This is a genomic window from Erwinia sp. GW821-FHT03D09 (genome assembly GCF_059420805.1).
The window spans coordinates 158,954-183,086 of record NZ_JBWKUK010000002.1 but is presented as its reverse complement, the minus strand read 5'-3'; the positions used below and the strand labels follow the sequence as shown (position 1 = coordinate 183,086).

Sequence of the window (24,133 nt, the reverse complement as noted above, 5' to 3'; positions counted from 1 at the left end):
CCAACGGGGGATGGTCATCTCGCCGCAGGGGCCAGGCTCACCTGGCCCGCAGACGGGTTTATTTCACCGCCGTGGAAGAACCATCAGCATGCCATTTGAAAACGCCGAACTCGAAGCCTTTCAAATCGCCTTTCTCATCCCAGTTGAGATCGCCCATTACGGTAGGTACTGCAGCACCGGTTTTCAGGTTATTAGCAATGTCAGCTGGCTCTTCGCTCTTGCTGCGCTCCATACCGGCAGTCAGGGACTGCAGCGCGGCATAGGTTGTCCAGACGAACGGACCGGTTGGGTCCAGTTTTTTCGCTTTCAGCGCATCAACGATTGGCTGGTTAGCCGCAACCTGGTCGTAGCGCTTAGGCAGCGTTACCAGCATGCCTTCCGATGCCGCACCGGCAATGTTAGACAGCGAAGAGTTACCCACGCCTTCCGGGCCCATAAACTGAGTTTTCAGACCGGCTGCACGCGCCTGACGCAGGATCTGGCCCATTTCCGGGTAGTAGCCGCCGAAGTAAACGAAGTCGATGTTTTCTTTCTTCAGGCGGGCAACCAGCGTAGAGAAGTCTTTATCACCGGCTGTGATACCTTCAAACATCACCACGTTACCGCCGGATTTTTTCAGGCTGTCCTGAACGGAACGCGCCAGGCCTTCGCCGTACTGCTGTTTGTCGTGAACCACGGCGATACGCTGCGGCTTGATGTCGTTCAGGATGTATTTAGCGGCGGTTGGACCCTGATCGGAGTCCAGACCGGTAGTACGCATCACCAGCTTGTAACCGCGGCTGGTCAGATCCGGTGCGGTAGCCGCCGGAGTGATCATCAGTACGCCTTCATCTTCATAAATATCAGATGCTGGCTGAGTAGAGGAAGAGCACAGGTGACCGATAACGTAGCGGATACCGTCGTTAATCACTTTGTTAGCGACCGCAACGGCCTGTTTTGGGTCGCAGGCATCGTCGTATTCCACGCCGACCAGCTTGTTGCCGTTCACACCGCCTTTGGCGTTGATGTCAGCAATCGCCTGCCTGGCACCGGTGAACTCCATGTCGCCATACTGCGCCACCGGACCGGACATCGCACCCACGATCGCCACTTTGATATCTTTTGCTAACGCAGCGTGGCTCATTGCCAGGGCTACGCAGCCCGCCAGGAATGCACTACCTTTACTGATTTTCATCCGAACTTCCCCATCTGTTGTGATTTGGCTATTTTCTACCGTCATTTTTCCTAATCGCTTTACAAAGAAAGGGTTAGGGATTCATGCGGCGTTTTTTTTGGTATAAAGGCGTTAAATTTCAGGTTATTAAACAGGAATATTCTGCTGTAAATCAACTGACACATTCACTAAATCGCGGATACAACAGCATAATAAGCTGGCATTAACGATTACATTTCAGGCAACTATCCAGCTGTTTATGCTGGACAATTGCTAACAGAATAATGATTTACTCGGTAAATTGTTCAAATGAGAAACAGAACAGCTTGTTTTTGTACAGAAAACTTCCACGCTTTAGTATGGTCAACTTCGCTACAATATGCCTTTCTGACAGACGAGTTTTTACAATGAAACTAACCATCATTCGCCTGCAACAATTCTCACTGCAGGACCACAGCGATCTGCAAAAAATCTGGCCGCAGGAAGATTCCTACAAATTAGAACAGCAGCTGGATGAGCAACATCGGCTGTATGCCGCACGGTTTAACGACCGGCTGCTGGCAGCCGTAAAGCTGGTTATTACCGGCAATGAAGGCGGTTTGTCGCAGCTGATGGTGCGGGAAGTGACGCGTCGCCGCGGAGTGGGGCTCTATCTGCTCGAGGAAGTGCGGGCGCAGAATCCTGCCGTTCACCGCTGGTTTATCGCCAGTGACGGTACAGCTGATTCGACTGTCGTGAGCGCATTTATGCTGGCGGGCGGATTTACGCTACGGGCAGGCGAGTGGGTGAAGTGATAAAAATGGCCCTCTCAGAGGGCCAGAAGTACTTCAACACCAGATAAAAAAGGGCGTTATTTTTTCTCAGGGGCATCCGTCTGGTTCTCAGATACGGGATTATTCGATCCAGACTGATTTTCTTCTTGTGCAATTTGTGGCAGCAAACCGGCAAATCGCCGGATATCTTCCGGGGCCATCTCCTGCCAGAGCGGATTATGGAGCTGTTCAAGTTTCATTAGTTAAGCCGGTAGGTCAGATTGTCAGTTTCCACTCTTTCCATAACGCTGAGGCAGGTAAACACATAATGCAGCGCGCGATGGATGCCCCAAATATCGTTATAGTCATTACGATCTTCCGCTGAAAGTTTCACGACCTGCTGTTCACGAAGCCGCGCATAGTCATACCACTGACGCACACTGCCAAACCGGTGGTGCCAGTCATGGCATACCAGTGAGCCCTGCACAATCAGCATCCGGCACGGCAGGTGAAAGAAAAGATGGGCAACAGCCCAGTTTGCCCACTGTGCGCTGTAGCGTAATGACAACGCCGGCGGGCAAGCGCTGCCGCAAAACCGTCCCAGGCTATTTTTGATATGGCTGTCGCGCACGCTCTCTCCCTCCTGGCGTAAGCACCACGTGTGTTCAGTTAACAAATGCAGCAATGAAGCTATCTGATACACCACCACGTAGGGAACGATCACATTCAGCAGGAAGAAGACTCCGCCAAAAGTCAGCGCAAGCCAGAGCAACACACACCACCAGCAGAGCGCCATCGCCCGGCGCCAGGCTGGCACCCCCACGACGTTTGACTTCAGGCGACCATAGAGAAATGTCAGGTGAAACCGCGGGCTAAACAATGTCAGAAACAGATTAAAATAGAGCTGCCCAACCGTCTTTCCCGGCTGAAATCCCAGATGATAGATTGCCGCCAGATCGCGATCCTCAAACGTTGAAAAGGCAGAACCGTGGTGTTCATAAACATGAAATTGCCGGTAAGAATCATAAGGCTGAACCACAAATAGCGTGGACAAAACTTCGCACAGCACCTGATTGGCCCGCTGGCTTTTAAACAGGTGTCCGTGAACACCATGATGAATAATTGTTGCGACCACATACCGGGAACCGGAAGCTGCAAACAGCACACCGGCCAGATACAAAACGCACCTGAGAGGGAATCCCAGGCTGCTAAACCATGCCAGCGTGGTCATTGCACTTCCCATAACCGACCACGCCAGCGCCCAGGCGATAGACTCAACAGAGCTGGATTGCCACATTTGCTGGCGTTCTGCCACCTCTTTCCCCGTCAGCCAGCTCCATACGCCTGCAAAGGGTAAAATGTTGTAGGAATTCCGAATGGCAGCAGAGTGAGCCGCATGAATAAACGTCCGTTGTTTTTGCTTCATTATATAGCCCAGAAAATAAGATAAAATATTGAAAGACAGAGCAAAACCGACAAAACCATATTACGAACATAAAGCGCAATTACCACACCAGCCAAGGAGCCATACAGATAAGGGTTTGTCGCCAGCTCGCGTAACTCACCGTTGTTAAGCAAAATAATCGGCCCGCATATTGCCGTTAGCAAACAGGGCGCTGAGTATTTCAGTGCTTCGCGGATAATCCTCGGCAGGCGAACGGGCACTGCCGGTTCAAGGAATATGTAGCGGTTGAAAAACACCACCGCGGCCAAAGTAAATAGCAATATCCAGTTCATCAGGAGTCTCCAGCCAGACGCGCGGCCGTGACCGAAATAAACATGCCGCTAAGACCGGCGATCACAATGGCGCCTTCGATATGAAACAGGCTCAGTACCATTGACATTACCAGCGACGACATCACGCCACACAGCACGCTCAAATTTTTAATCATGGGTACGACGATAGTGATAAAGGTTGCAACAATCGAAAAATCAAGATGATATTGGTCTAAATCAGGGATAGCAGAAGCCATAGCAATGCCAAGCAGGCTGAAAATGTTCCAGCTGATATAGAAGGTCAGGCCGGCACCAATTAAGTAACCCGGCGTTAAAGCCGTACGGTGCTGTTGTGCACAACCCAGAGCAAACAGTTCATCGGTTAATAAAAAGCCGATCGGCAGGCGATATCGGGCCTGCAGTAGCGATACCGTTTCACGAAACGTCAGACCGTAGAGAAGATGCTGAGAAGTGATAAAAAACACTGAAACGATCAGGGTCGGGATACTGGCGCCTGATATTAGTAACCCCAGCGTCACCAGCTGTGCCGCACCGGCAAAGATAATTGCCGACATACCAATGCTTTGTGGCAGGGTCAGTCCCGCCTGCACAGCCATCGAACCCGCAAGGATTCCCCAGGGGATCACTGAAAGGCAAAGCGGCAGCATGTTGATAGCACCGGTAAGAAACCCGCTGTGGTTTCGTATACCGGAACCCGTAACCTGCTCGTTTAGTGACTTCTCCATACTTTCCTGCCAGATTTCACAAACAATTTCTGTCAGGTTAGGAGTTCAGATACTGAAAATATTGAACAAAATTGCTGAGAAAAATACCGCTCAGAACGAGGTATACCGTAATGAACGGATGAACTCACCGGGCGTTACGCCCAGTGAATTTTTGAAATGGCGGGTAAAGTGGCTCTGGTCAGAGAAACCACAGTGTGCCGCAACAGTCAGGATTGTTTCTCCGCTGACTAACAGCTCTCGGGCCTTTCTCAGCCTGGATTGGATCAGCCAGGCATGGGGCGGCATTCCAACTGCTTTTTTAAACTGCCGGAGAAAATGCCATGAACTCAGCTGTGCGATATCGGCAAGCTGTTTCAATGACCAATCCTGCTCCGGACAGGCCACGATCAAATCCCGGATGTCGAGAATTACCGCTCTGGAACAGGGCAACTGACCCGGCGCACTTGGTATGCGACTGTAACGCATGATCAGCCATGAAATCGCCGTCAGCAGTAAGGATTCTTTAAGCAGGCTGTTACCTTCTACAGGCAGCATGCTGAATACCAGACGCAGCTGAGCAGACAAAGCGGGATCGTGCACCACGGCATCAGGAAACCAGGGAACGGTACCCTGTTCATGCTTTAGATCGCGAGTCAGTTCGCGCAGCAGCTCAGGGGCGGGATAGATAGCACGGTAGGCCCAGCCGTTATCCACTTCGGCACAGCCGGTATGCACTTCATCCGCATTGACCAGGATAATGTCACCCGCTGGCGCAACATGATCTCCGCCACTGCGCCAGAATCGTTGAGCACCTTCTTCAATGACGCCAATACAAAATGTTTCGTGCACGTGCCGGGGAAAACGCTGGCGATAGTATCTTGCCTCCAGCATTTCCAGCCCATCAAACTCATCCAAGTGATGCATTGTTGCCTGCTCTTTCGGCGTGATGATATCCCTCATTTGCCGCTCCTTCATCCTGTCAGACCCTGGAACAAAATTGCTGTGAATAAAAAATAATTTACCTTTTATTTTACGGACCACAGGCTCAGAAAACCAGCATGGAACCGACAGCCAGGAAATAACCCCAACAAAAAAGCACCGCCTTTAAGGGCGGTGCTTTTTTGTTGGGGTAATGAGAGAACGGAAGCAGCGGTTACGCTTCAATCGCCATACGCAGTTTCTTCATGGCGTTCTTTTCCAGCTGACGAACGCGCTCTGCGGAAACGCCGTAACGATCGGCCAGTTCCTGCAGGGTGGTTTTGTTGTCGTCATCCAGCCAGCGCGCGCGAATAATGTGCTGGCTGCGTTCATCCAGCCCCTGCATCGCGTCAGACAGCTTATCGGCCGCGTGATCTTCCCAGTTATCTTCCTCAATGCCGTTAGCAAAGTCAGAAGATTTATCCTGCAGATAGAGCATCGGTGCCATTGAACGCCCTTCACCTTCATCTTCCGGCGTTGGGTCAAAGGTCATGTCCTGCGCGGCCATACGCGATTCCATTTCGCGAACGTCTTTGCTGCTTACACCCAGCTCACGTGCCACCATTTCCACTTCGTCCTGGTTAAACCAGCCCAGACGCTGCTTGGTTTTACGCAGATTAAAGAACAGCTTACGCTGGGCTTTAGTGGTAGCGACTTTGACAATACGCCAGTTACGCAGCACGTATTCATGAATCTCGGCTTTAATCCAGTGCACGGCGAAGGAAACCAGGCGCACACCCACTTCCGGGTTAAAACGGCGCACGGCTTTCATCAGGCCGATATTACCTTCCTGAATCAGGTCTGCCTGAGGCAGGCCGTAACCGGAATAGTTACGAGCAACATGAACAACAAAGCGCAGGTGTGACAGGATCAGCGTCTTAGCTGCTTCCAGATCGCCCTGGTAATGCAGCCGTTCAGCCAGCGCTTTTTCCTCTTCTGCCGTCAGCATAGGCCAGGCATTAGCCGCCCGGATATAGGAATCCAGGTTGCCTAAAGGAGCAATAGCTAAAGTTTGCATTTCTTTGGTCATTCAAACCCTCTCAGTGTTTAGCATCGTGACTACGTCAGATCCTGACGCGACTGATACCCTACGCGAAGTGCAACGATAAATCGAAAGCAATCCGTGCGAACATCAATCTCCACAGGTATAAGACGCCGAAGTTATCCACAAGTTCAATTTTAATCAGGGATAATTTATACACGTTCTTAATGCCGTTGGCGAGTGCCGGATGAAAAGTGGAAAGTGATACATTTTACCTTCCTCTGCGGCAAACGCTGATGCAACAGAGGAAGATTATATCAAAAAAACGTGTAGAGGGGTTACTGCGGCGTAAATCGGCGTAAATGTTGCACGGTCGCCAGCCAGGCGGCAATCCAGCCGATCATCGCCGCAATTAGCAGCAGTAGCAGGCTTTCATCCCAGGTCATGCCGTGCAGTACAAAGGTGGTGCCGAACACCGTCGCGACCTGAGCCACAACGGACTCCAGCCGCATAACCAGCACGCCGGACAGCACCAGCGACAGCAGCGCTCCGCTGAAGCCCAGCAGCGCTCCGCCGTAAAGGAACGGGCGCAGCACAAAGCCATCGGTCGCGCCGATCAGTTTCTGCACGTTAATGGTATCGCGGCGGGCAAAGATGCTGAGGCGCACGCTGTTGCCGATCACCAGGAACACCGCCACAATCATCAGGATGCCGATCATCGCCGCTACCTGCCCGACCAGTCCGGTCAGCGCAGCCAGCCGCGCAAACCAGCTGTCATCCATCTTAACTTCGTCCACACCTTCCACTTTCGACACCCGCTCGCGCAGGCTGTCCATCGTGTTGGAGTTTTGGAAGTTCAGCTTCGGGGTGATAATTGCCACCGCCGGCAGCGGATTCTGCTCCAGCATATCCATTGCGCCGCCGAACCCGGACCAGTTGCGGAACTCGCCCAGCGCTTCTTCGCGCGACAGATAATTCACTTTATCCACGCCGTCTTCGGCTTTGAGCTTCGCCACCACCCCTTCGGCCGCGTCATCATCCAGCGTTTTGCTGAAATACACGGTGAGCTGCGGGGCCGGATACCACTGATCTGCTGCGGTACTGACGTTTTTCCACACCATATAGCACACGCTCGGCAGGGTGAGCGAAATCGCGATCACCATCACTGTCAGCAGCGTGGCCAGCGGCTGACGCCACATTTCAGACAGCGATCCGCGCATCGCATAGCGCCACTGCTCCTGCCAGCCGCCCTTCAGCGCTTTGCTTTTAGACGGCATTTTAGGCTTTGCGGCTTTCGCCGATGCCGGGCGGGCATTACGTTTATTCACCACGATAACCTCCGTGCAGACGGCCCTGGTTCAGCGTCATCAGGCGGTAGTTGCGGCGGGCAATCAGCCCCATATCATGGGTGGCCATTAACACGGTGACGCCCACACGGTTGAACTCTTCAAACAGTCGCAGGATGTCTTCCGACAGCGCTTCATCAAGGTTACCGGTCGGCTCATCCGCCAGCAGCACCGCCGGCTTATTCACCACCGCACGGGCAATACCCACGCGCTGCTGTTCACCGCCGGACAGCTGAATGGGGAAACTCTTCGCTTTGTCGAGCAGGCCGACTTTATCCAGCGCGGCCGACACGCGGCGGCGAATATCCTCCCCGCTGGCACCGGCGATAATCAGCGGGATCGCCACGTTGTCATAGACCGAACGATCCATCAGCAGATGGTGATCCTGGAATATCATGCCGATCTGGCGGCGCAGAAACGGCACTTCACGGCTTTTCAGACGGCTGATATCATGGCCGCTGAACCAGATATGCCCGGCACTCGGGCGCTCAATGCCACAAATCAGCTTCAGCAAGGTGCTTTTCCCTGCCCCGGAATGTCCGGTCAGAAACGCCATTTCGCCGGGGCGCAGATGAAAATCGACCCCCTGCAGCGCTTGCCGACCGCCGAGATAAGCCTTACTGACTTCTTCAAAGCGAATCATCCTAAATTAATCCTCTCGGGCAAATAGTGCCTCTATAAAATCGTCAGCTTTAAACGATCGCAAGTCTTCAATACTTTCACCTACGCCAATATAGCGGATAGGAATGTTAAACTGGTCGGCCACCGAGAAGATCACTCCCCCCTTCGCCGTGCCGTCCAGCTTGGTCAGCGTAATGCCTGTCAGCCCAACGGCTTCATGGAACAGTTTAGTCTGGCTGATAGCATTCTGTCCGGTGCTGGCATCAATTGTCAGCATAACCTCATGCGGAGCATCTTCATCCAGCTTCTTCATCACGCGGGTGATTTTCTTCAGCTCTTCCATCAGGTGCGATTTATTCTGCAAGCGACCGGCGGTATCGGCAATCAGCACGTCCACACCGCGCGCCTTCGCTGCCTGAATGGCGTCAAAGATCACCGACGCGGAATCCGCACCGGTATGTTGCGCCACGACCGGAATATTATTACGCTGGCCCCACACCTGCAGCTGCTCCACCGCCGCTGCACGGAAGGTGTCACCCGCCGCAAGCATCACCGACTTACCTTCGGCCTGGAACTGGCGCGCCAGTTTACCAATCGTCGTGGTTTTACCCACGCCGTTAACGCCCACCATTAGGATCACAAACGGCGTTTTACCGCTGACGTCCAGCGGCGACTCTACGGTGGAAAGAATGCCAGCCATCTCGGTTTTCAACAGACCGTACAGCGCTTCAGCGTCACGCAGATCCTTACGGCTGGCCTGAGCGGTCAGGTTAGCGATAATACGGCGGGTGGTTTCAACCCCCACGTCGGCGATCAGCAGCTGTTCTTCGAGCTCTTCAAACAGATCGTCATCAATTTTTTTGCCGCGGAACAGGCCGATAAAGCCGGAGCCGAGGTTCTGGCGGGTTTTCACCAGGCTGCGCTTCAGGCGGGCGAAGAAACCTTCTTTTGTCGGACGAGTCTGCTCAACGGTTGCAGCTTCCGCTTCTGCGCGGGCAGCGGCTTCCGCTTCGGCGCGGGCGGCGGCCTCGGCTTCAGCGCGGGCGGCAGCTTCTGCTTCAGCACGGGCGGCGGCCTCGGCTTCAGCGCGGGCGGCAGCTTCGGCTTCAGCGCGGGCGGCAGCTTCGGCTTCGGCGCGGGCAGCAGCCTCGGCTTCGGCACGGGCAGCAGCTTCCGCTTCGGCACGGGCGGCAGCTTCCGCTTCAGCGCGGGCGGCAGCTTCTGCTTCGGCACGGGCAGCAGCTTCCGCTTCAGCGCGGGCGGCAGCTTCTGCTTCGGCACGGGCAGCAGCTTCTGCTTCGGCACGGGCAGCAGCTTCCGCTTCAGCGCGGGCGGCAGCTTCTGCTTCGGCACGGGCGGCAGCGTCGGCTTCGGCGCGGGCGGCAGCGTCGGCTTCCGCCGCAGAATCAGCAGCAGGTTGCGGGTCTAACGTTTCTTTTACGTCTTCCTGCTGTGCCTTTTCTTCACGCCCCAGACCAAGCCAGGAAAAAAAGCCACGTTTTTTATTCTTTGCCATGGTGCAACCACACTCCTCGCGGGAAAAACCGTACCGGTCCGAAAATAAGCGAAAACTGTCTCCCGCAACCGCACGCGGGCGCCACAGTGCGGTTGCGGGAGACAGCCTAATCAATCCCTTAGTCTAACACTTTCTGCTGAGTGCATTACAGTTCCCTTTTTACGTTTCCTCAGCCCGGTTAGCCCGTTAAACTGTGCAACAAATTATTAAGAGTTCAGTACGATGATCAAGAAAACCCGCAGCGGCGCAGCCGGGCAAATACGCATTATTGGGGGCCTGTGGCGAGGCCGTAAGCTGCCGGTTCCGGACAGCGCAGGGCTGCGCCCCACCACGGATCGCGTCCGCGAAACGCTGTTTAACTGGCTGGCGTCTGACATTCAGGAAGCTCGATGCCTGGACTGCTATGCCGGAAGCGGAGCGCTGGGGCTGGAAGCGCTCTCGCGACATGCGGCAAGCACCACGCTGCTGGAGCTGGAGCGTCCGGTCGCACAGCAGCTGGAAAAGAACCTGGCCACGCTGGGGGCTAAAAACGGAAAAGTCGTTAACACCAATACGCTGCAGTTTCTTGCCCAGAAAGGCGATGCGCATCATGTGGTGTTTATCGATCCGCCTTTCCGCAAGGGACTATTGGAAGAAACCGTCACTCTGCTGGAAAACAACGGCTGGCTGAGTGATGAAGCACTGATCTACGTTGAAAGTGAAGTTGAACATGGCCTGCCGCCGGTGCCGGTAAACTGGCAGCTGCATCGGGAAAAAGTTGCCGGCCAGGTGGCGTACCGTCTTTATATCCGACATGCCATCGTTGAGCAAACATCCGCAGAAGCGTAATAAATCATATTGCCTGCGCCGTCAGGCATGGAGAATCAACATGTTAATTAACGCAGGCCGCCTGCTGATGGTCTTTGTCTGGGTATTTTTGCTGCTGAATGTGGTGCACCCGTTCCCAAAACCGCTAACGCACTTCGTTAACGTTGCGCTATTTTTTATGGTCATCATGCACGGTTTACAACTGGTGCTGATGCGCTCTACCCAGCCAAAAGAGTCGCCGAAGCTGAGCGGTTTTATGCAGCTGAAGATTTTCTTCTTCGGCGTGTTTGAGCTGCTGGCCTGGCAGAAGAAAAACTTCCCGAAACAGTAGCATCCTGGCCGGAATATCAGCCGCAGGTTTCAGGTGGCGTTCCGCCTTCTGTTAACAGTCGGAAGCCGTACAGGGAGTAAAGCGGATAAAACGCGTCCCCTGTACCTGTAGCTCACCACGGCTGCCTTTATCGATCTGATGATAATCACTGGCGCTCAGCGCCAGCTTGATGTCCTCTGAGCCGTTCAACGGATGAAACCACGCCTCATAACGCATGTCCTCCACCGGGATTTGGTCACGCTGGCGGGATCGCCGATCCGGTGCCAGAAATTCCCGTTTAGTTTTCACTTCCACCATCAAACTGCGCATGGGCGAGGCATCGTTGACGGCGTTTTCCCTCCGCTGCTTGATGAACTGGCGTGTAGCCAGCACGGCGATCAGCGCAACCACGACAAGAAATATTAACGGCGGCTTCATAGAACAGGTTTCTCCAGAGATACGAGGGAACAGCACACGATAAGCATACAACCGGACCAGGACGATTGTCACATCGCTGTCGGATGACCTAAACTGGGCAAAGTTGTGGAGTTTTTCGTCAATACAGGGAAAAATTTATGATCTGGTCTTTTCTCGCTGTGCTTTTTTCCGGCTGGTTGTATGTTGATGCCTCTTATCGCGGTCCGCAGTGGCAGCGCTGGGTATTTAAGCCCGTCACATTATTGCTGTTGTTGGCCTGGGCCTGGCAGGCACCCGTACTGAAAACCACCGACTATCTGATCCTGCTTGGTCTGCTGGCAACGCTGCTTGGTGATGCCCTGAGCCTGCTGCCTGAACGCCGCATGCTGTATGCCATCGGCGCGTTTTTCCTTTCACATCTGCTGTATACCCTGTTCTTCGCCAGCCAGATGACGCTGAGCTTTTTCTGGCCGTTGCCGCTGGCGCTACTGATTATTGGCGGGTTACTGATTGCTACAGTCTGGAGCCGTCTGGAAGAGCTACGCTGGCCGGTGTGTACTTTTATTGGCATCACTCTGCTGATGGTCTGGCTAAGCGCCGAGCTGTATGTATTCCGTCCGACCGACTACAGCTTTACGCTGATGGTCGGGGCCTCCCTGCTGTTGCTGGCCAATATCGTCTGGCTGGTCAGCCACTATCGCCATCGCTTTAACGCCGATCGGGCGATTATTGCCGCCTGCTATTTTGCCGGTCACTTTATGATTGTGCGATCGCTGTGGCTGTAGGGCTTGACTCTGGAGTGGACTCCAAAGTGTAAGATGGCTTTATGGCGGGCACTCACGCCCGCCGCTATCTTCCAGGAGGCGCTATGCACTCGCATTCTACTTGCAGCTGTGGTCACGACCACGCCCCCCATCAGCACGGCTGCAGCAGTTCAGCCAAACGTCCCGTTATCCGCAAAATCACCGCAATCAGCGCAGCCAGCGTAGAAACACCGTGCTGCGGCGATGCCTCCTGCAGCTCGGGAGATACCGCCGACGACGAGGGCGACAGGCGAGCGGGACTCAACCGCTACAGCTGGCTGATTAAAGGTATGGACTGCCCAAGCTGCGCGCGAAAAGTCGAAACCGCCGTACGTCAGCTCGGAAATATTGATACGGCCCGCGTGGTCTTTTCCAGTGAGAAGCTGGTGGTGGATGCCAGCGGCGATGTGCGAAATAACGTAGAGAAAGCCGTGGCCCGTGCAGGTTTTCAGCTTCAGCGCAGCGATGCGCCTGATGCCGCGAAATCAGCCCAGTCCACTCCCGGATTCTGGCAGGAGAACCGTAGCCTGATCCTGCTGAGTATACTGATGGCCGTCAGCTGGCTGCTGGATACCGTCAATCCTGCTATCGGGCAGTTTGCTTTTATTGCTACCACATTGATCGGCGTCTGCCCGATTGCGCTCAGCGCGCTGCGCCTGATACGCAGCGGTTCCCCCTTCAGTATTGAAACGTTAATGACCGTGGCCGCCGTTGGCGCGCTGTTTATTGGCGCAACGGCCGAGGCGGCGATGGTGCTGCTGCTGTTTATGCTGGGCGAGCGGCTGGAGTCATTTGCCGCCAGCCGGGCACGAAAAGGCGTAACGGCGCTGATGGCGCTCAAACCAGACCAGGCGGTGCGCATTAATGGCTCGAGCCGTGAGAACGTGCAGGTTAGCGACCTGCGTCCCGGTGATTGTATCGAGGTTGCAGCCGGAGCGCGTCTGCCCGCCGATGCCCGATTGATCAGCCCGTTTGCCAGCTTTGACGAGAGCGCACTCACCGGCGAATCGATCCCGGTGGAACGCCAGCAGGGCGAGTCGATCGCAGCAGGTTGCCTGAGCGTGGATCGCCTGGTGCAGCTGGAAGTGGTTTCGAAACCGGGCGAAAGCGCCATTGACCGCATTCTGCACCTGATTGAAGAAGCGGAAGAGCGCCGGGCACCGATTGAACGCTTCCTCGATCGATTCAGCCGTATTTATACTCCGGCGATTATGGCTCTGGCCCTCGCGGTTGCCGTTATACCGCCGCTGCTGATGGGCGCTGAATGGCAGCCGTGGATTTATAAAGGGCTAACCCTGTTGCTGATCGGCTGCCCGTGCGCGCTGGTGATCTCCACCCCTGCCGCGATTACCTCCGGGCTGGCGGCGGCAACCCGCCGCGGTGCGTTAATTAAGGGCGGCGCAGCGCTGGAAAGCCTGGGCAGCGTTCGCACTATCGCCTTTGATAAAACCGGTACGCTGACCGAGGGTAAACCCCGGGTTACCGCCATCAAGCCGTTTGCACAGCAGGATGAAGCGTGGCTGCTGGCAACGGCAGCGGCGATAGAACAGGGTTCCTCGCATCCGCTGGCGCAGGCCATTGTCGCTGCCGCCTTAGAGCGCAAGCTAACTTTACCTGCCGTCACGGAACAGCGGGCGCTTGTCGGTAGCGGTGTGGAAGCGGTAGTGAGCGATCGCTTACTGTCTATCAGCGCGCCGTCAAAAGTCGATGCAGAACGGCTGGCGCCACATCGTTCCGCCGTTGAAGCGCTGGAAAGCGCGGGCAATACGGTGGTGATCCTGCACGATGCGCAGCAGCTTTTGGGTCTGATCGCCCTGCGCGACACCCTGCGCGAAGACGCCAAAAGCACGTTGGCAGAACTGAAGGCAATGGGTATTCAGGGCGTGATGCTGACCGGCGATAACCCCCGGGCGGCAGCGGCAATCGCCGGTGAACTGGGCATAGACTATCGCGCCAGCCTGCTGCCGGAAGATAAGGTTGCAGCGGTCAGCGCGCTTAATCAGCAGCAGCCGGTGGCGATGGTTGGCGATGGCATCAACGATGCACCGGCGATGAAAGCAGCAACGATTGGTATCGCGATGGGCAGCGGTAGCGATGTGGCGCTTGAAGCGGCAGACGCCGCGCTGACGCATAACCGACTCGCCGGGCTGGCGGCGATGATTGGCCTGTCGCGTGCCACTCACGCCAATATTCGCCAGAACATCACCATTGCGCTGGGCCTGAAAGCCGTATTCCTGCTGACTACGCTGCTGGGGATCACCGGGCTGTGGCTGGCGGTGCTGGCGGATTCGGGTGCGACGGCATTAGTAACCGCTAACGCCCTGCGGCTGCTGCAGCGCAGATCGTAGCCGTAGCCGTAGCCGTAGCCGTAGCCAAATATTGTCGCAGAATTCAGGGCGCAAACTATTCGCCCCGAGCAGTTAAAGCAGGGGGAGCCGCAAAGGCTCCCTTAAACGCCTTTCTTCAGCAGATAGCGATACGGCAGTTCATCAGTATTCTGCGCCAGCAGCGTGTGCTCCATAAATCGGCAGAAACCGGGAATATCCCGCGTAGTCGCCGGATCGTCAGCAATAATCAGCAGCGTTTCACCCTCCTGCATATGACGCACGGTTTTGCGCACCATCATGACTGGCTCCGGGCAGCGCAGGCCCAGCGCATCAAGGGTTTTATCGGGGTTAGCGAAAAGATCGCTCATGGGATTCTCAACAATGATGATAACAAACGGCCGCTATTCTACCGCCGGACGACCGGAGTGCAACAGCCCTATCTGACGATAACGTTTGCGCTAAAATTAACCATTGCATTAGCAGCACAACCGGGTAATATGCCGCAAAATCGCGCAAGCGACCGATGTGCTGCCGTCAAAACGGTCGGTGCGTCTTAAATTAAACTGGGTTCCCTCACCCCATTGATCTTAAAAAGGCTCAATATGATCGCATTTACTTCGCGTCAGCGTACCCACGCGCTGATCTGGCTCTGCCTGTTTCATCTGCTGGTGATCACCTCCAGCAACTATCTGGTCCAGCTGCCGGTTTCCATTTTTGGTCTGCACACCACCTGGGGTGCGTTCAGCTTCCCGTTTATCTTCCTGGCTACCGATCTGACGGTGCGGATTTTCGGCGCCCCGCTGGCACGTCGTATTATCCTGGCGGTGATGATCCCGGCACTGTTTATCTCCTACCTGATTTCAGCGCTCTATTATCAGGGTGAATGGCAGGGTGTTGCCTCGCTGCAAGAGATGAATATCTTTGTGGCCCGTATCGCCTGCGCCAGCTTTATGGCCTACGCCCTGGGGCAAATCCTCGATATTTATGTCTTCAACCGCCTGCGGCAGAAAGCGGCCTGGTGGATGGCACCGGCTGCGGCAATGTTCCTTGGCAATATCAGCGATACGGCAGCCTTCTTCTTTATTGCTTTCTACCAGAGCACCGATCCGTTTATGGCTACCCACTGGGTGGAAATCGCCATGGTGGATTACTGCTTTAAAGTGATGATCTGCATGATTTTCTTCCTGCCGGCCTATGGCCTGCTGCTGAACGCCACGCTGAAACGATTAGCAGGAAAGTCCAATGGCCCGCAGGTTAATTTTGGGTAAGCTGGTTACACACAATGTCACGCAAGATAAGTTGCTTTTACGTTCTGAATGCTATTGTATAAGTGCCTGATATGTTGAGCGATGACTAACAAAGGGACCCTGATGCGTAACCTACTGAAATATGCCGGAGTAAGTTTACTGGTTGTTGGCCTGGCCGCCTGCGATGGCAAGGGTGACACCGCCGCTGCGGACAAAAATGCCAGCAGCCAGGCGAGTCAGAGCAGCCAGACTATTTCACTGATGGGCGGCAAACTGAGCTTCGCCCTGCCTGCCGGCATGAGCGACAAAAGCGGCAAATTGGGTACACAGGCCAATAATATGCACGTTTACGCCGATGAATCAGGCCAGAAAGCGATCATTGTCATTGAGGGCGACAGCAGCAACGATACGCTGGAAGGCCTGTCAAAACGCATGATCGAGCAGCAGCGTAGCCGCGCGCCTCAGCTACAGGTGGTGACCAATAAAGAAATTACCGTTAACGACCAGCAGCTTCAGCAGCTGGATACGGTGATCTCCGCCAACAATCAGACCGTCTGGTCTTCACTGGTGATGGGCAAAGTGGATGGCAAACTGCTGACTATGCAGATCTCCCTGCCGGGCGGCGATCAGCAGTCTGCGCAGACCGAAGCGGGAAATATCCTCAAAACGCTTCAGCTGAAGTAACACTGCGCCCACAAAAAAACCTCCCATCTTCGTCATCGGGCTTTAACAACAGCCCGTTTCAGAAGTGGGAGGTTTTTTACGTCAGGTGCTTACAGACCGGCCGTTTCGCGAATGTATTTACGTGCTTTTACCGCGTATTCAAACGGGTTAGCCAGCGCAGGGTCCTGCTCGGCTTCCACTACCATCCAGCCTTTGTAGCCGAAATCGTCGAGAATTTTGAACACCGGTTTGAAATCAATCACGCCGTCGCCCGGAACAGTAAAGGTGCCTTTCTTCACGCCGTCCAGAAATGACAGCTTCTGGCTTCTGACCTGATCGACGATCTCATCACGCACGTCTTTCAGGTGCACGTGGTTAATGCGCGGCAGATACCTGGTCAGAATCGCCAGCATCTTCTCCTGGCTGCCTTCTGAGTAGTAAGCATGGCCGGTATCAAATAGCAGATAAACGTCGTCGTTGGTTTCCGCCATAAAGCGATCCACTTCTTCCGTGGTCTGGATGCCGGTACCCATATGGTGATGCAGGCCGACGGTCATGCCCTTCTCAGCGGCCAGTTTCGCCAGCTCGTTGTAGCCTTCGGTGGTCAGACGCCACTGCTCGTCGGTAAATACCGGCTTCTCTTCCAGCACCGCTTTGGTGGTGCCCTGGATGCTCAGGCTCTGCTCGGAGCAGCCAATGACTTTCGCGCCCATCGCATGCAGGAAATCGCGATGGTTGATGAATTCGTCAATGGTCTTCGCTTTGTCACCGTTAGCAAAGAAGGTGCTGAACCAGGCGTTAACGATCTGAATGCCGCGGATATCCAGCATCGGCTTCAGAACAGCCGGATCGCGCGGGTATTTGCTGCCCACTTCACTTCCAACGAAGCCTGCGAGCGCCATTTCACTGACGATCTGCTGGAAGGTATTCTCTTTTCCCAGCTCCGGCATGTCATCGTTAGTCCAGCCAATCGGGGCAATAGCCAGTTTGACGTTATCTTTGTTCATGATCCTACCTCTGATGTTCACCGTGCGGCTATGGCCGCACGCTGTTATTTCCGCAGCAGTTCACGCTCGATCAGTTCGCGCGTAGCAACCGCTTCAACATTCATTTCTTCCGGATAGCCGAACAGCGCCGCAGCGATAATCGGATCGCCACCGATTTTGAAGGTTTGCTCAGCAAACTTCATGTCGCGCAGAGTCTGGAACAGCGTTGGGAAATCGACTTCACCTTTACCCACGGCAACGTGCTGGTGAATCGTGGCATCCACACCCGGTGGGTTCACGATATAGCGGCAGTGCTTAGTGTGGTTCATGGTGTCGGCAATCAGCACGTGAGACAGGTCAGCACCGGCGTACTCCAGCATTGGCTTCACATCGCCCTTTCCTTTGTCGTAGAAGAAAGTGTGCGGTGCGCTGTACAGGTACTTCACGTTCTCACTGCGGAACGATTTCACAATATCGGCCGTTTCATTGCTGTTTTCGCAGAAATCCCACGGGTGGGACTGGATTTCGATACGAATGCCCTCGCGCTCAACGATAGGCAGCAGCTCTTCCATCGAGCGATAGAACATCTCTTCACAGATTTCTGGCTCGTTCGGGTTACCGGAAAGTTCGGTATTAATCACCTGCACACCGGTTTCTACAGCGATCTCGATCATACGTTTCCAGTTGCGAACAGCAGCCTGGCGGCGTGCTTCGTCAGGACCGGACCAGCGATAAACCACGATGTAAGAGGAGATCTCTAACCCGGTTGCACGCAGCGCGTTTTTATACTCGGTGATAATTTCGCGACTGGCTTTAGGATGCTTATAGAACGGGTTGATCTGTGGATGCGGGGACTGCTCAATATATTTGTAGCCCCAGTCAGCCACCTGGTGAACCATTTTTGTGATGCCTAAATCTCGGATGACATCCACATCAAAGGCAATTTTCATCAGACTCTCCGTGATTAAATCAGTACGCTGTTCTACGGTATCCCCTGCACAGCGGCAGGGGAATGTGCGGCAGCAGCGCGGCGATTAGTTGTAGAACGCCGGGCGCTCCGGCAGCTCCACCGGCTCAATCGCACCGCTGTTCTGTGCCTTATGGCAGGCATCAGCGGCGACGGAAGCAGCATAACCGTCCCAGGCGGATGGCCCGGTCAGCTTGCCAGCGGTGGCATCATTAATAAACGCCTGCAACTCAACGTCATAGGCATCGATAAAGCGGTCTTTCCAGTCGGTCAGAATAGCGGTAGAAAGCTGTGCGTTCTTACGCATCTGCACGGCAGAAGGCTCTGGCAGCTTAGCAATACCTTCTTCACCAACGACTTCACACTGAATGTCGTAGCCGTAAGCGCAGTTAACGAAGATTTCAACGTCAATGCGGATACCTTTACGGGTTTCAAACAGCACGATCTGAGGATCTTTCAGTTTGGCATGGGTCTTGGAGGTTACGCGTGGGAAGACAACCTGTACAGATTTGTAGTCGTCTTCGGTCAGCCAGCGCAGCACATCCAGCTCGTGGATCAGCGTGTTAGTAATCGCCATATCGGTAGTGTAGTTCTCCGGTACGGTCGGGTTACGGTGCGCGCAGTGCAGCATCAGCGGCTCGCCGATTTCACCATCGGTAATCACTTTTTTCAGCGCGCGGTAGCCGGCATCGTAAGGGCGCATAAAGCCAACCTGCACCAGACGCTTGCCGAATTTAATCTCAGCATCCACCACGCGGCGGCAGCCTTCAGCGGTCATCGCCAGCGGTTTTTCACAGAACACAGGCTTACCGGCAGCGATTGCAGCCAGCGTGTACTCTTCGTGCGTTGGGTCCCATGAGGTTACCAGCACGGCATCCACGTTAGACGAGTTCACGACATCGTGGCCGTCTGCGTACACTTCAGCATTCAGACCCAGACGCGCAACGGCCGCTTTCGCGCCTTCCACGTTGATATCAGAGACGGCCACAACTTCTGCACCCTGCAGCACTTTGCTGCAACGACGGATATGTTCCTGACCGATGGCACCAGCACCAATAACACCTAACTTTAACGTCATGATCGATCCTTACTTGAGTAGGGGGTAAAAGCGGGCTAAGCAGCCCGCGCTTTAAAGCAAAAAAGAACAGCAAATACAGCAATAAAGAAATACGTTATTAATATTCACGCGCCTGATCGATATGCTCATTCAGCTTGCGGGCTACGGCATCCACTCGCTCAGAGTCGGAAACCTGTGCTCCGCCCACGCGCCACCAGCTGAAGTACTTGTGGATCATGGTTTTCGGCAGAACTTTGATATCGAACAGCGTGGAAACAGTCTGCTTCTGCGCATCAATCAGCGCGGCCTTCAGCTCTTCCAGCGTGGTAATACGGTAAGTTTTGCAGCCGTAACCTGCGGCAATCGCGGCGAAATCAATCGGTACAAAGCCGCCGTTCAGCTTGCCGGTTTCCGCATTACGGAAGCGGAACTCGGTGGTGAAGCTGTCCATACCGTGTTCCATCTGCAGGTTGTTAATGCAGCCGTTGGTCATGTTATCCAGCAGCACCACGTTGATCTTCGCGCCTTCCTGAATCGAGGTCACCAGCTCGGAGTGCAGCATCTGGAATGAACCGTCGCCCACCATGGTGTAAACCTCACGGTGCGGCTCGGCCAGCTTAACGCCGAGAGAAGCGTTGACCTCGTAGCCCATGCAGGAGTAGCCATACTCGACGTGATAGCTGTTGTAATCTTTGGTGCGCCACATGCGCTGTAGATCGCCCGGCAGGCTGCCCGCGGCGGCGACAATCACTGAATCCTTTGGGAGATGCTCATTGAGCGTCCCCAGCACGCTGCTCTGCGTCAGGAAGGAACCGGTCAGACGATTGAACTCGGCAAACAGCGCTTCGCGGTCGATATGGTCAGCGATTTCTGGCACGAAGTTCTCTTCGCTGTAGACCGCAGAGTAAACGCGCTGGGTTTCTTTCAGCAGCTTGCTCTGCGCCTGGGTCACCTGCTCACCCCAGCCGTTGCGAATGGTTTCCACGCGGCTGTTCAGGGCGTTCAGCGCTTCCTGGGCATCGGCCACAACCTGCACCGCATCCAGCTTGTAGGCATCAAAGTTGCTGACGTTGATGTTGATGTAGTTCACGTCCGGGTTTTGGAAGATCCATTTCGAGGCGGTGGTGAAGTCGGTGTAACGCGTACCGATACCGATCACCAGGTCGGCCTCTTTCGCCAGCAGGTTCGCAGCCAGACAACCGGTTTCACCCACGCCGCCGACGTTCAGCGGATGGTCGGAAACGATGGTGCCTTTACCCGCCTGGGTTTCCGCAAACGGAATGCCGTGGCGTTCTGCAAAGGCCAGCAGCGCAGCGCCTGCACCGGAGTATTTCACCCCGCCGCCGCAGATAATCATCGGCTTGTGTTTCGCGGCAATCAGCTTCAGCGCATCGGCCAGCTGGCCTTCGGTTGGCAGGCGGCGCTCAATGCGATGTACGCGCTTCTGGAAGAAATATTCCGGGAAGTCATAGGCTTCACCCTGCACATCCTGCGGCAGAGAAATCGTTACCGCACCGGTTTCAGCCGGGTCGGTCAGCACGCGGAAGGCATTGATACAGGCGGTCATCAGCTGTTCAGGACGGTTAACGCGGTCCCAGTATTTGCTGACGGCGCGGAATGCGTCGTTGGTGCTGATGCTCAGATCGTGGCTCTGTTCAATCTGCTGCAGAACCGGGTCCGGCTGGCGGGTAGCAAACACGTCGCCCGGCAGCAGTAATAAAGGAATACGGTTTGCGGTAGCGGTGGCCGCTGCGGTAATCATGTTGGCCGCACCCGGGCCGACGGAAGAGGTACAGGCGATAATCTCGCGGCGCAGCTTCTGCTTGGCATAGCCCATTGCGGCGTGCGCCATACCCTGCTCGTTACGGCCCTGATAAACCACCAGATCGCCGTTATTGTGTTCCAGAGCCTGGCCCAGACCCAGCACGTTGCCATGGCCAAAAATGGCGAAAATGCCCTTAACGAATTTGGTCTCAACGCCATCTACCGACAGATACTGGTTGTCCAGGAATCTGACCAGAGCCTGTGCTGTAGTTAATCTGATCTTGCCCATTTGCTCTTCCTTTATTTGTCGGGGACGCAACTCAGGTCCACCGGTATTCGCATTTTTGGTCGCCCTGGTGAGAAATCGGCGACAGCTATAAGTGAAACGTAAGCCGATTATAAACAAATATTTTTTTCACTAAATAGAATTACAGAAGAAACATTTCATTTTGCGAGTGAGATCAAATTCTGCAGTGAAACGGGGATGAATGGGGGTATCGAAGAGGGGAAAATGAAACGCTTACCGCCATCCAGACATAAAATGATAAAAACCCTTTCACTTCAATACGTTTCCTTCTGTTATCTAAGAAAGTTGAGATATCGCTCACAACTCCTGAGCAGCCTGAAACGGCGTTACATCTGCCGCACAGATATTCCGCTGTACAAGAGTTTTAACCACCTCACACTTTTGGGGCAATAATTTCATTTCATATTGAAATTGGAATTTTTATTCCTCATACTCGTTGGCATGTTAGATCCGGATTCGATCGGGCTGGTGTGCCACCGATCCGCTGGAGAAGCTCAAACAGTGTCGGCTTTACCCGAAACCACCGGCGGCTAATCAACCGCGAAACGCCGATGACCAGGGTACATCACAGAAGGAAACAACAGGTATGAGTACACAACAGAAGCGGCTTGATGTGATTTGTATCGGGCGCATCGCCGTCGATCTTTATGGCCAGCAGATCGGTGCGCGTCTTGAAGATGAAACCACCTTTGCCAAGTACCTGGGTGGATCTTCCGGTAACGTAGCTTACGGTACCGCAATCCAGGGCCTGAAATCAGGCATGCTGGCGCGTGTTGGCGATGAGCATATGGGCCGCTTCCTGCGGGAAGAACTTCAGCGCGTAGGTTGCGACACTCAGAGCCTGATCACCGATAAAAAGCGTCTGACCGGTCTGGTGATCCTGGGGATTAAAGATCAGGAAACCTTCCCGCTGGTGTTCTACCGTGACAACTGTGCCGACATGGGCCTGGTGCCGGACGATATTCAGGAAGATTACATCGCCTCTTCCCGCGCAGTAGCCGTGACCGGCACACATCTGTCTCACCCTGATACCCGTGCCGCCGTGCTGAAAGCGCTGGAAATCGCCCGCCGTCACGGTCTGCGTACCGCGCTGGATATCGACTACCGTCCGGTGCTGTGGGGTCTGACCTCACTCGGCGACGGTGAAACACGCTTCGTTGAGTCCGATCGCGTTACCCAGCAGCTGCAGGAAGTTCTGCACTATTTCGATCTGGTGGTGGGAACCGAAGAAGAGTTCCACATTGCCGGTGGCAGCACCGACAGCCTGACCGCACTGAAAAACGTACGTAAAGCGACCAAAGCGACGCTGGTCTGCAAACGTGGCCCGCTGGGCTGTGTGGTATTCGAAGGTGACATTCCGGACAGCTGGGAAGAAACGAAGCTGCAAAGCGGCGTGCGCGTAGAAGTACTGAACGTGCTGGGCGCAGGCGATGCCTTTATGTCTGGCCTGCTACGCGGCTGGCTGAACGACGAAAGCTGGGAACAGGCCTGCCGCTACGCGAATGCCTGCGGTGCACTGGTGGTTTCTCGCCACGGCTGCGCGCCAGCAATGCCAACCAAAGAAGAGCTGGATGATTTCCTCAGCCGCGATAAAGACGTTAAACGCCCGGATCTGGACGCCCGTCTGAACCACCTGCACCGCGTCACCACGCGCAAGCAGGAGTGGACCGAACTGAACATCTTCGCCTTCGACCACCGTAAACAGCTGGCCGACATGGCTGCCGAAGCGGGCTTCGACGATTCACGTATTCCAGAACTGAAAACGCTGCTGCTGCAGGGTGCACAGGAAGCGGCTCGCGAAGCCGGTCTGGACGATGGCCGCTGCGGTATTCTGGCAGACACCACCTACGGTCAGCCCGCGCTGAACGCTATCACCGGTAAAGGATGGTGGATTGGTCGCCCGATCGAGCAGCCAAGCTCCCGTCCGCTGCGCCTTGAGCACGGCAACATCGGTTCTCAGCTGGTGGACTGGCCGCAGGAACACGTGGTCAAATGCCTGACCTTCTACCATCCGCACGACAGCGCGGAAATGCGTAAAGAGCAGGACGATCTGATTCTCGATGTGTGGAAAGGCTGTAATAAATCGGGCCACGAGCTGCTGCTGGAAGTGATCCTGCCGGAGAGCAATCCGGATAAAGATGAGAAGTACTATCTGGAAATCCTGACCCACTTTTACAGCATGGGCATTCAGCCTGACTGGTGGAAATTGCCGCCGCTGTCACACGAATCCTGGGAAGCGATCAGCGCGCTGATCGAGAAGAACGATCCACACTGCCGCGGTATCCTGCTGCTGGGCCTGGATGCGCCGGAAGCTGAACTGAAAGCAGGCTTTGCTGCGGCGGCGAAGAGCCCGTGGGTAAAAGGCTTTGCGGTAGGTCGTACCATCTTCGGCCAGCCTTCACGCCAGTGGCTGCAGGGTGAACTGGATGATGCCTCGCTGATTGCTAAAGTTAAAAGCAATTACCTGACGCTGATTGGCTACTGGCGCGAAGCGCGTCCGGCTAAGTAATCGATAGCACACTCCCTGACGGATACTGGAATTTATTCTGGCTTCTGTCGGGGAGTTTTCTCTCTTCCCACCTTAACGGCTCTCCCTCACGCTATCAGCACCCAGCACCCAGCACCCAGCACCCAGCACCCAGCACCCAGCACCCAGCACCCAGCACCCAGCACCCAGCACCCAGCACCG

General features: G+C 54.9%; 24 protein-coding genes. 8 read left to right on the top strand and 16 right to left on the bottom strand.

Annotation, left to right across the window (positions count from 1 at the left end):
* Positions 1-58 precede the first annotated feature (58 nt).
* Positions 59-1,174: a branched-chain amino acid ABC transporter substrate-binding protein gene (locus AC07U6_RS02575; protein ID WP_494761248.1), complete on the bottom strand. Its 1,116-nt coding sequence runs from the start codon at positions 1,172-1,174 to the stop codon at positions 59-61.
* Positions 1,175-1,560: 386 nt separating this feature from the next.
* On the opposite strand from AC07U6_RS02575, the gene panM reads away from it, so the two are divergent.
* Positions 1,561-1,947 (top strand): aspartate 1-decarboxylase autocleavage activator PanM, encoded by a 387-nt coding sequence (gene panM / locus AC07U6_RS02570; RefSeq protein WP_494761247.1) that lies wholly within the window; start codon positions 1,561-1,563, stop codon positions 1,945-1,947.
* 56 nt (positions 1,948-2,003) lie between these two features.
* On the opposite strand, the gene AC07U6_RS02565 is transcribed toward panM, so the two are convergent.
* From AC07U6_RS02565 to ftsY, 9 genes are all read right to left on the bottom strand, one after another.
* Complete coding sequence (locus AC07U6_RS02565; RefSeq protein ID WP_494761246.1) at positions 2,004-2,165, bottom strand: hypothetical protein; 162 nt, start codon at positions 2,163-2,165, stop codon at positions 2,004-2,006.
* Complete coding sequence (locus tag AC07U6_RS02560; protein WP_494761245.1) at positions 2,165-3,331, bottom strand: fatty acid desaturase; 1,167 nt, start codon at positions 3,329-3,331, stop codon at positions 2,165-2,167. The genes AC07U6_RS02565 and AC07U6_RS02560 overlap by 1 nt, the downstream gene beginning before the upstream one ends.
* Positions 3,331-3,642 carry an AzlD domain-containing protein gene (locus AC07U6_RS02555; RefSeq protein WP_494761244.1) on the bottom strand — a complete coding sequence of 104 codons (312 nt, stop codon included), beginning with the start codon at positions 3,640-3,642 and terminating at the stop codon, positions 3,331-3,333. Before AC07U6_RS02555 ends, AC07U6_RS02560 begins: the two co-directional genes overlap by 1 nt.
* The gene (locus AC07U6_RS02550; protein WP_494761243.1) at positions 3,642-4,367 is read right to left on the bottom strand and encodes an AzlC family ABC transporter permease; all 726 of its coding nucleotides are present in this window, start codon (positions 4,365-4,367) and stop codon (positions 3,642-3,644) included. Before AC07U6_RS02550 ends, AC07U6_RS02555 begins: the two co-directional genes overlap by 1 nt.
* A gap of 90 nt (positions 4,368-4,457) precedes the next feature.
* Positions 4,458-5,306 (bottom strand): AraC family transcriptional regulator, encoded by an 849-nt coding sequence (locus AC07U6_RS02545; protein ID WP_494761242.1) that lies wholly within the window; start codon positions 5,304-5,306, stop codon positions 4,458-4,460.
* A gap of 193 nt (positions 5,307-5,499) precedes the next feature.
* Entirely contained in the window at positions 5,500-6,354 is an 855-nt protein-coding gene (rpoH, locus tag AC07U6_RS02540) for an RNA polymerase sigma factor RpoH (RefSeq protein ID WP_494761241.1), read from the bottom strand.
* A gap of 290 nt (positions 6,355-6,644) precedes the next feature.
* On the bottom strand, positions 6,645-7,637 hold the full coding sequence (ftsX, locus tag AC07U6_RS02535) for a permease-like cell division protein FtsX (RefSeq protein ID WP_494761240.1): 993 nt from the start codon (positions 7,635-7,637) through the stop codon (positions 6,645-6,647).
* Positions 7,627-8,295 (bottom strand): cell division ATP-binding protein FtsE, encoded by a 669-nt coding sequence (gene ftsE, locus AC07U6_RS02530; RefSeq protein ID WP_105594085.1) that lies wholly within the window; start codon positions 8,293-8,295, stop codon positions 7,627-7,629. The genes ftsX and ftsE overlap by 11 nt, the downstream gene beginning before the upstream one ends.
* Before the next feature lie 6 nt (positions 8,296-8,301).
* On the bottom strand, positions 8,302-9,789 hold the full coding sequence (gene ftsY, locus AC07U6_RS02525) for a signal recognition particle-docking protein FtsY (RefSeq protein ID WP_494761239.1): 1,488 nt from the start codon (positions 9,787-9,789) through the stop codon (positions 8,302-8,304).
* A gap of 222 nt (positions 9,790-10,011) precedes the next feature.
* On the opposite strand from ftsY, the gene rsmD reads away from it, so the two are divergent.
* Together rsmD and AC07U6_RS02515 are read left to right on the top strand one after the other, a co-directional pair.
* Positions 10,012-10,617, top strand: a complete 606-nt coding sequence (rsmD, locus tag AC07U6_RS02520; protein ID WP_494761238.1) for a 16S rRNA (guanine(966)-N(2))-methyltransferase — start codon at positions 10,012-10,014, stop codon at positions 10,615-10,617.
* 40 nt (positions 10,618-10,657) lie between these two features.
* On the top strand, positions 10,658-10,927 hold the full coding sequence (locus tag AC07U6_RS02515) for a DUF1145 family protein (RefSeq protein WP_494761237.1): 270 nt from the start codon (positions 10,658-10,660) through the stop codon (positions 10,925-10,927).
* Positions 10,928-10,978: 51 nt separating this feature from the next.
* Here the strand turns inward: AC07U6_RS02515 and AC07U6_RS02510 are convergent, their stop codons facing one another.
* On the bottom strand, positions 10,979-11,344 hold the full coding sequence (locus tag AC07U6_RS02510; protein WP_494761236.1) for a DUF2500 domain-containing protein: 366 nt from the start codon (positions 11,342-11,344) through the stop codon (positions 10,979-10,981).
* A 137-nt stretch (positions 11,345-11,481) separates the two neighbouring features.
* On the opposite strand from AC07U6_RS02510, the gene AC07U6_RS02505 reads away from it, so the two are divergent.
* Positions 11,482-12,108, top strand: a complete 627-nt coding sequence (locus AC07U6_RS02505; RefSeq protein ID WP_494761235.1) for a lysoplasmalogenase — start codon at positions 11,482-11,484, stop codon at positions 12,106-12,108.
* Between the two features lie 83 nt (positions 12,109-12,191).
* Positions 12,192-14,474, top strand: a complete 2,283-nt coding sequence (locus AC07U6_RS02500; RefSeq protein ID WP_494761234.1) for a zinc/cadmium/mercury/lead-transporting ATPase — start codon at positions 12,192-12,194, stop codon at positions 14,472-14,474.
* A 101-nt stretch (positions 14,475-14,575) separates the two neighbouring features.
* Here AC07U6_RS02500 and tusA read toward each other — a convergent pair whose 3' ends face one another.
* Positions 14,576-14,821: a sulfurtransferase TusA gene (tusA, locus tag AC07U6_RS02495; protein ID WP_494761233.1), complete on the bottom strand. Its 246-nt coding sequence runs from the start codon at positions 14,819-14,821 to the stop codon at positions 14,576-14,578.
* Positions 14,822-15,055: 234 nt separating this feature from the next.
* On the opposite strand from tusA, the gene AC07U6_RS02490 reads away from it, so the two are divergent.
* Positions 15,056-15,721, top strand: a complete 666-nt coding sequence (locus tag AC07U6_RS02490) for a 7-cyano-7-deazaguanine/7-aminomethyl-7-deazaguanine transporter (protein WP_494761232.1) — start codon at positions 15,056-15,058, stop codon at positions 15,719-15,721.
* Between the two features lie 102 nt (positions 15,722-15,823).
* Complete coding sequence (locus AC07U6_RS02485; protein ID WP_494761231.1) at positions 15,824-16,384, top strand: DcrB family lipoprotein; 561 nt, start codon at positions 15,824-15,826, stop codon at positions 16,382-16,384.
* Positions 16,385-16,473: 89 nt separating this feature from the next.
* Here the strand turns inward: AC07U6_RS02485 and iolE are convergent, their stop codons facing one another.
* From iolE to iolD, 4 genes are all read right to left on the bottom strand, one after another.
* On the bottom strand, positions 16,474-17,370 hold the full coding sequence (iolE, locus tag AC07U6_RS02480) for a myo-inosose-2 dehydratase (RefSeq protein WP_337894985.1): 897 nt from the start codon (positions 17,368-17,370) through the stop codon (positions 16,474-16,476).
* Between the two features lie 44 nt (positions 17,371-17,414).
* A complete protein-coding gene (locus AC07U6_RS02475) occupies positions 17,415-18,299 on the bottom strand; it encodes a sugar phosphate isomerase/epimerase family protein (RefSeq protein WP_494761230.1) in 885 nt (294 codons plus the stop codon).
* 84 nt (positions 18,300-18,383) lie between these two features.
* A complete protein-coding gene (gene iolG / locus AC07U6_RS02470; protein WP_105594097.1) occupies positions 18,384-19,394 on the bottom strand; it encodes a bifunctional inositol 2-dehydrogenase/D-chiro-inositol 1-dehydrogenase in 1,011 nt (336 codons plus the stop codon).
* A gap of 97 nt (positions 19,395-19,491) precedes the next feature.
* On the bottom strand, positions 19,492-21,426 hold the full coding sequence (gene iolD / locus AC07U6_RS02465) for a 3D-(3,5/4)-trihydroxycyclohexane-1,2-dione acylhydrolase (decyclizing) (RefSeq protein ID WP_494761229.1): 1,935 nt from the start codon (positions 21,424-21,426) through the stop codon (positions 19,492-19,494).
* A 604-nt stretch (positions 21,427-22,030) separates the two neighbouring features.
* Between iolD and AC07U6_RS02460 the strand changes: the two genes are divergently transcribed.
* Positions 22,031-23,953 carry a bifunctional 5-dehydro-2-deoxygluconokinase/5-dehydro-2-deoxyphosphogluconate aldolase gene (locus tag AC07U6_RS02460; protein WP_494761228.1) on the top strand — a complete coding sequence of 641 codons (1,923 nt, stop codon included), beginning with the start codon at positions 22,031-22,033 and terminating at the stop codon, positions 23,951-23,953.
* Positions 23,954-24,133: the final 180 nt, after the last annotated feature.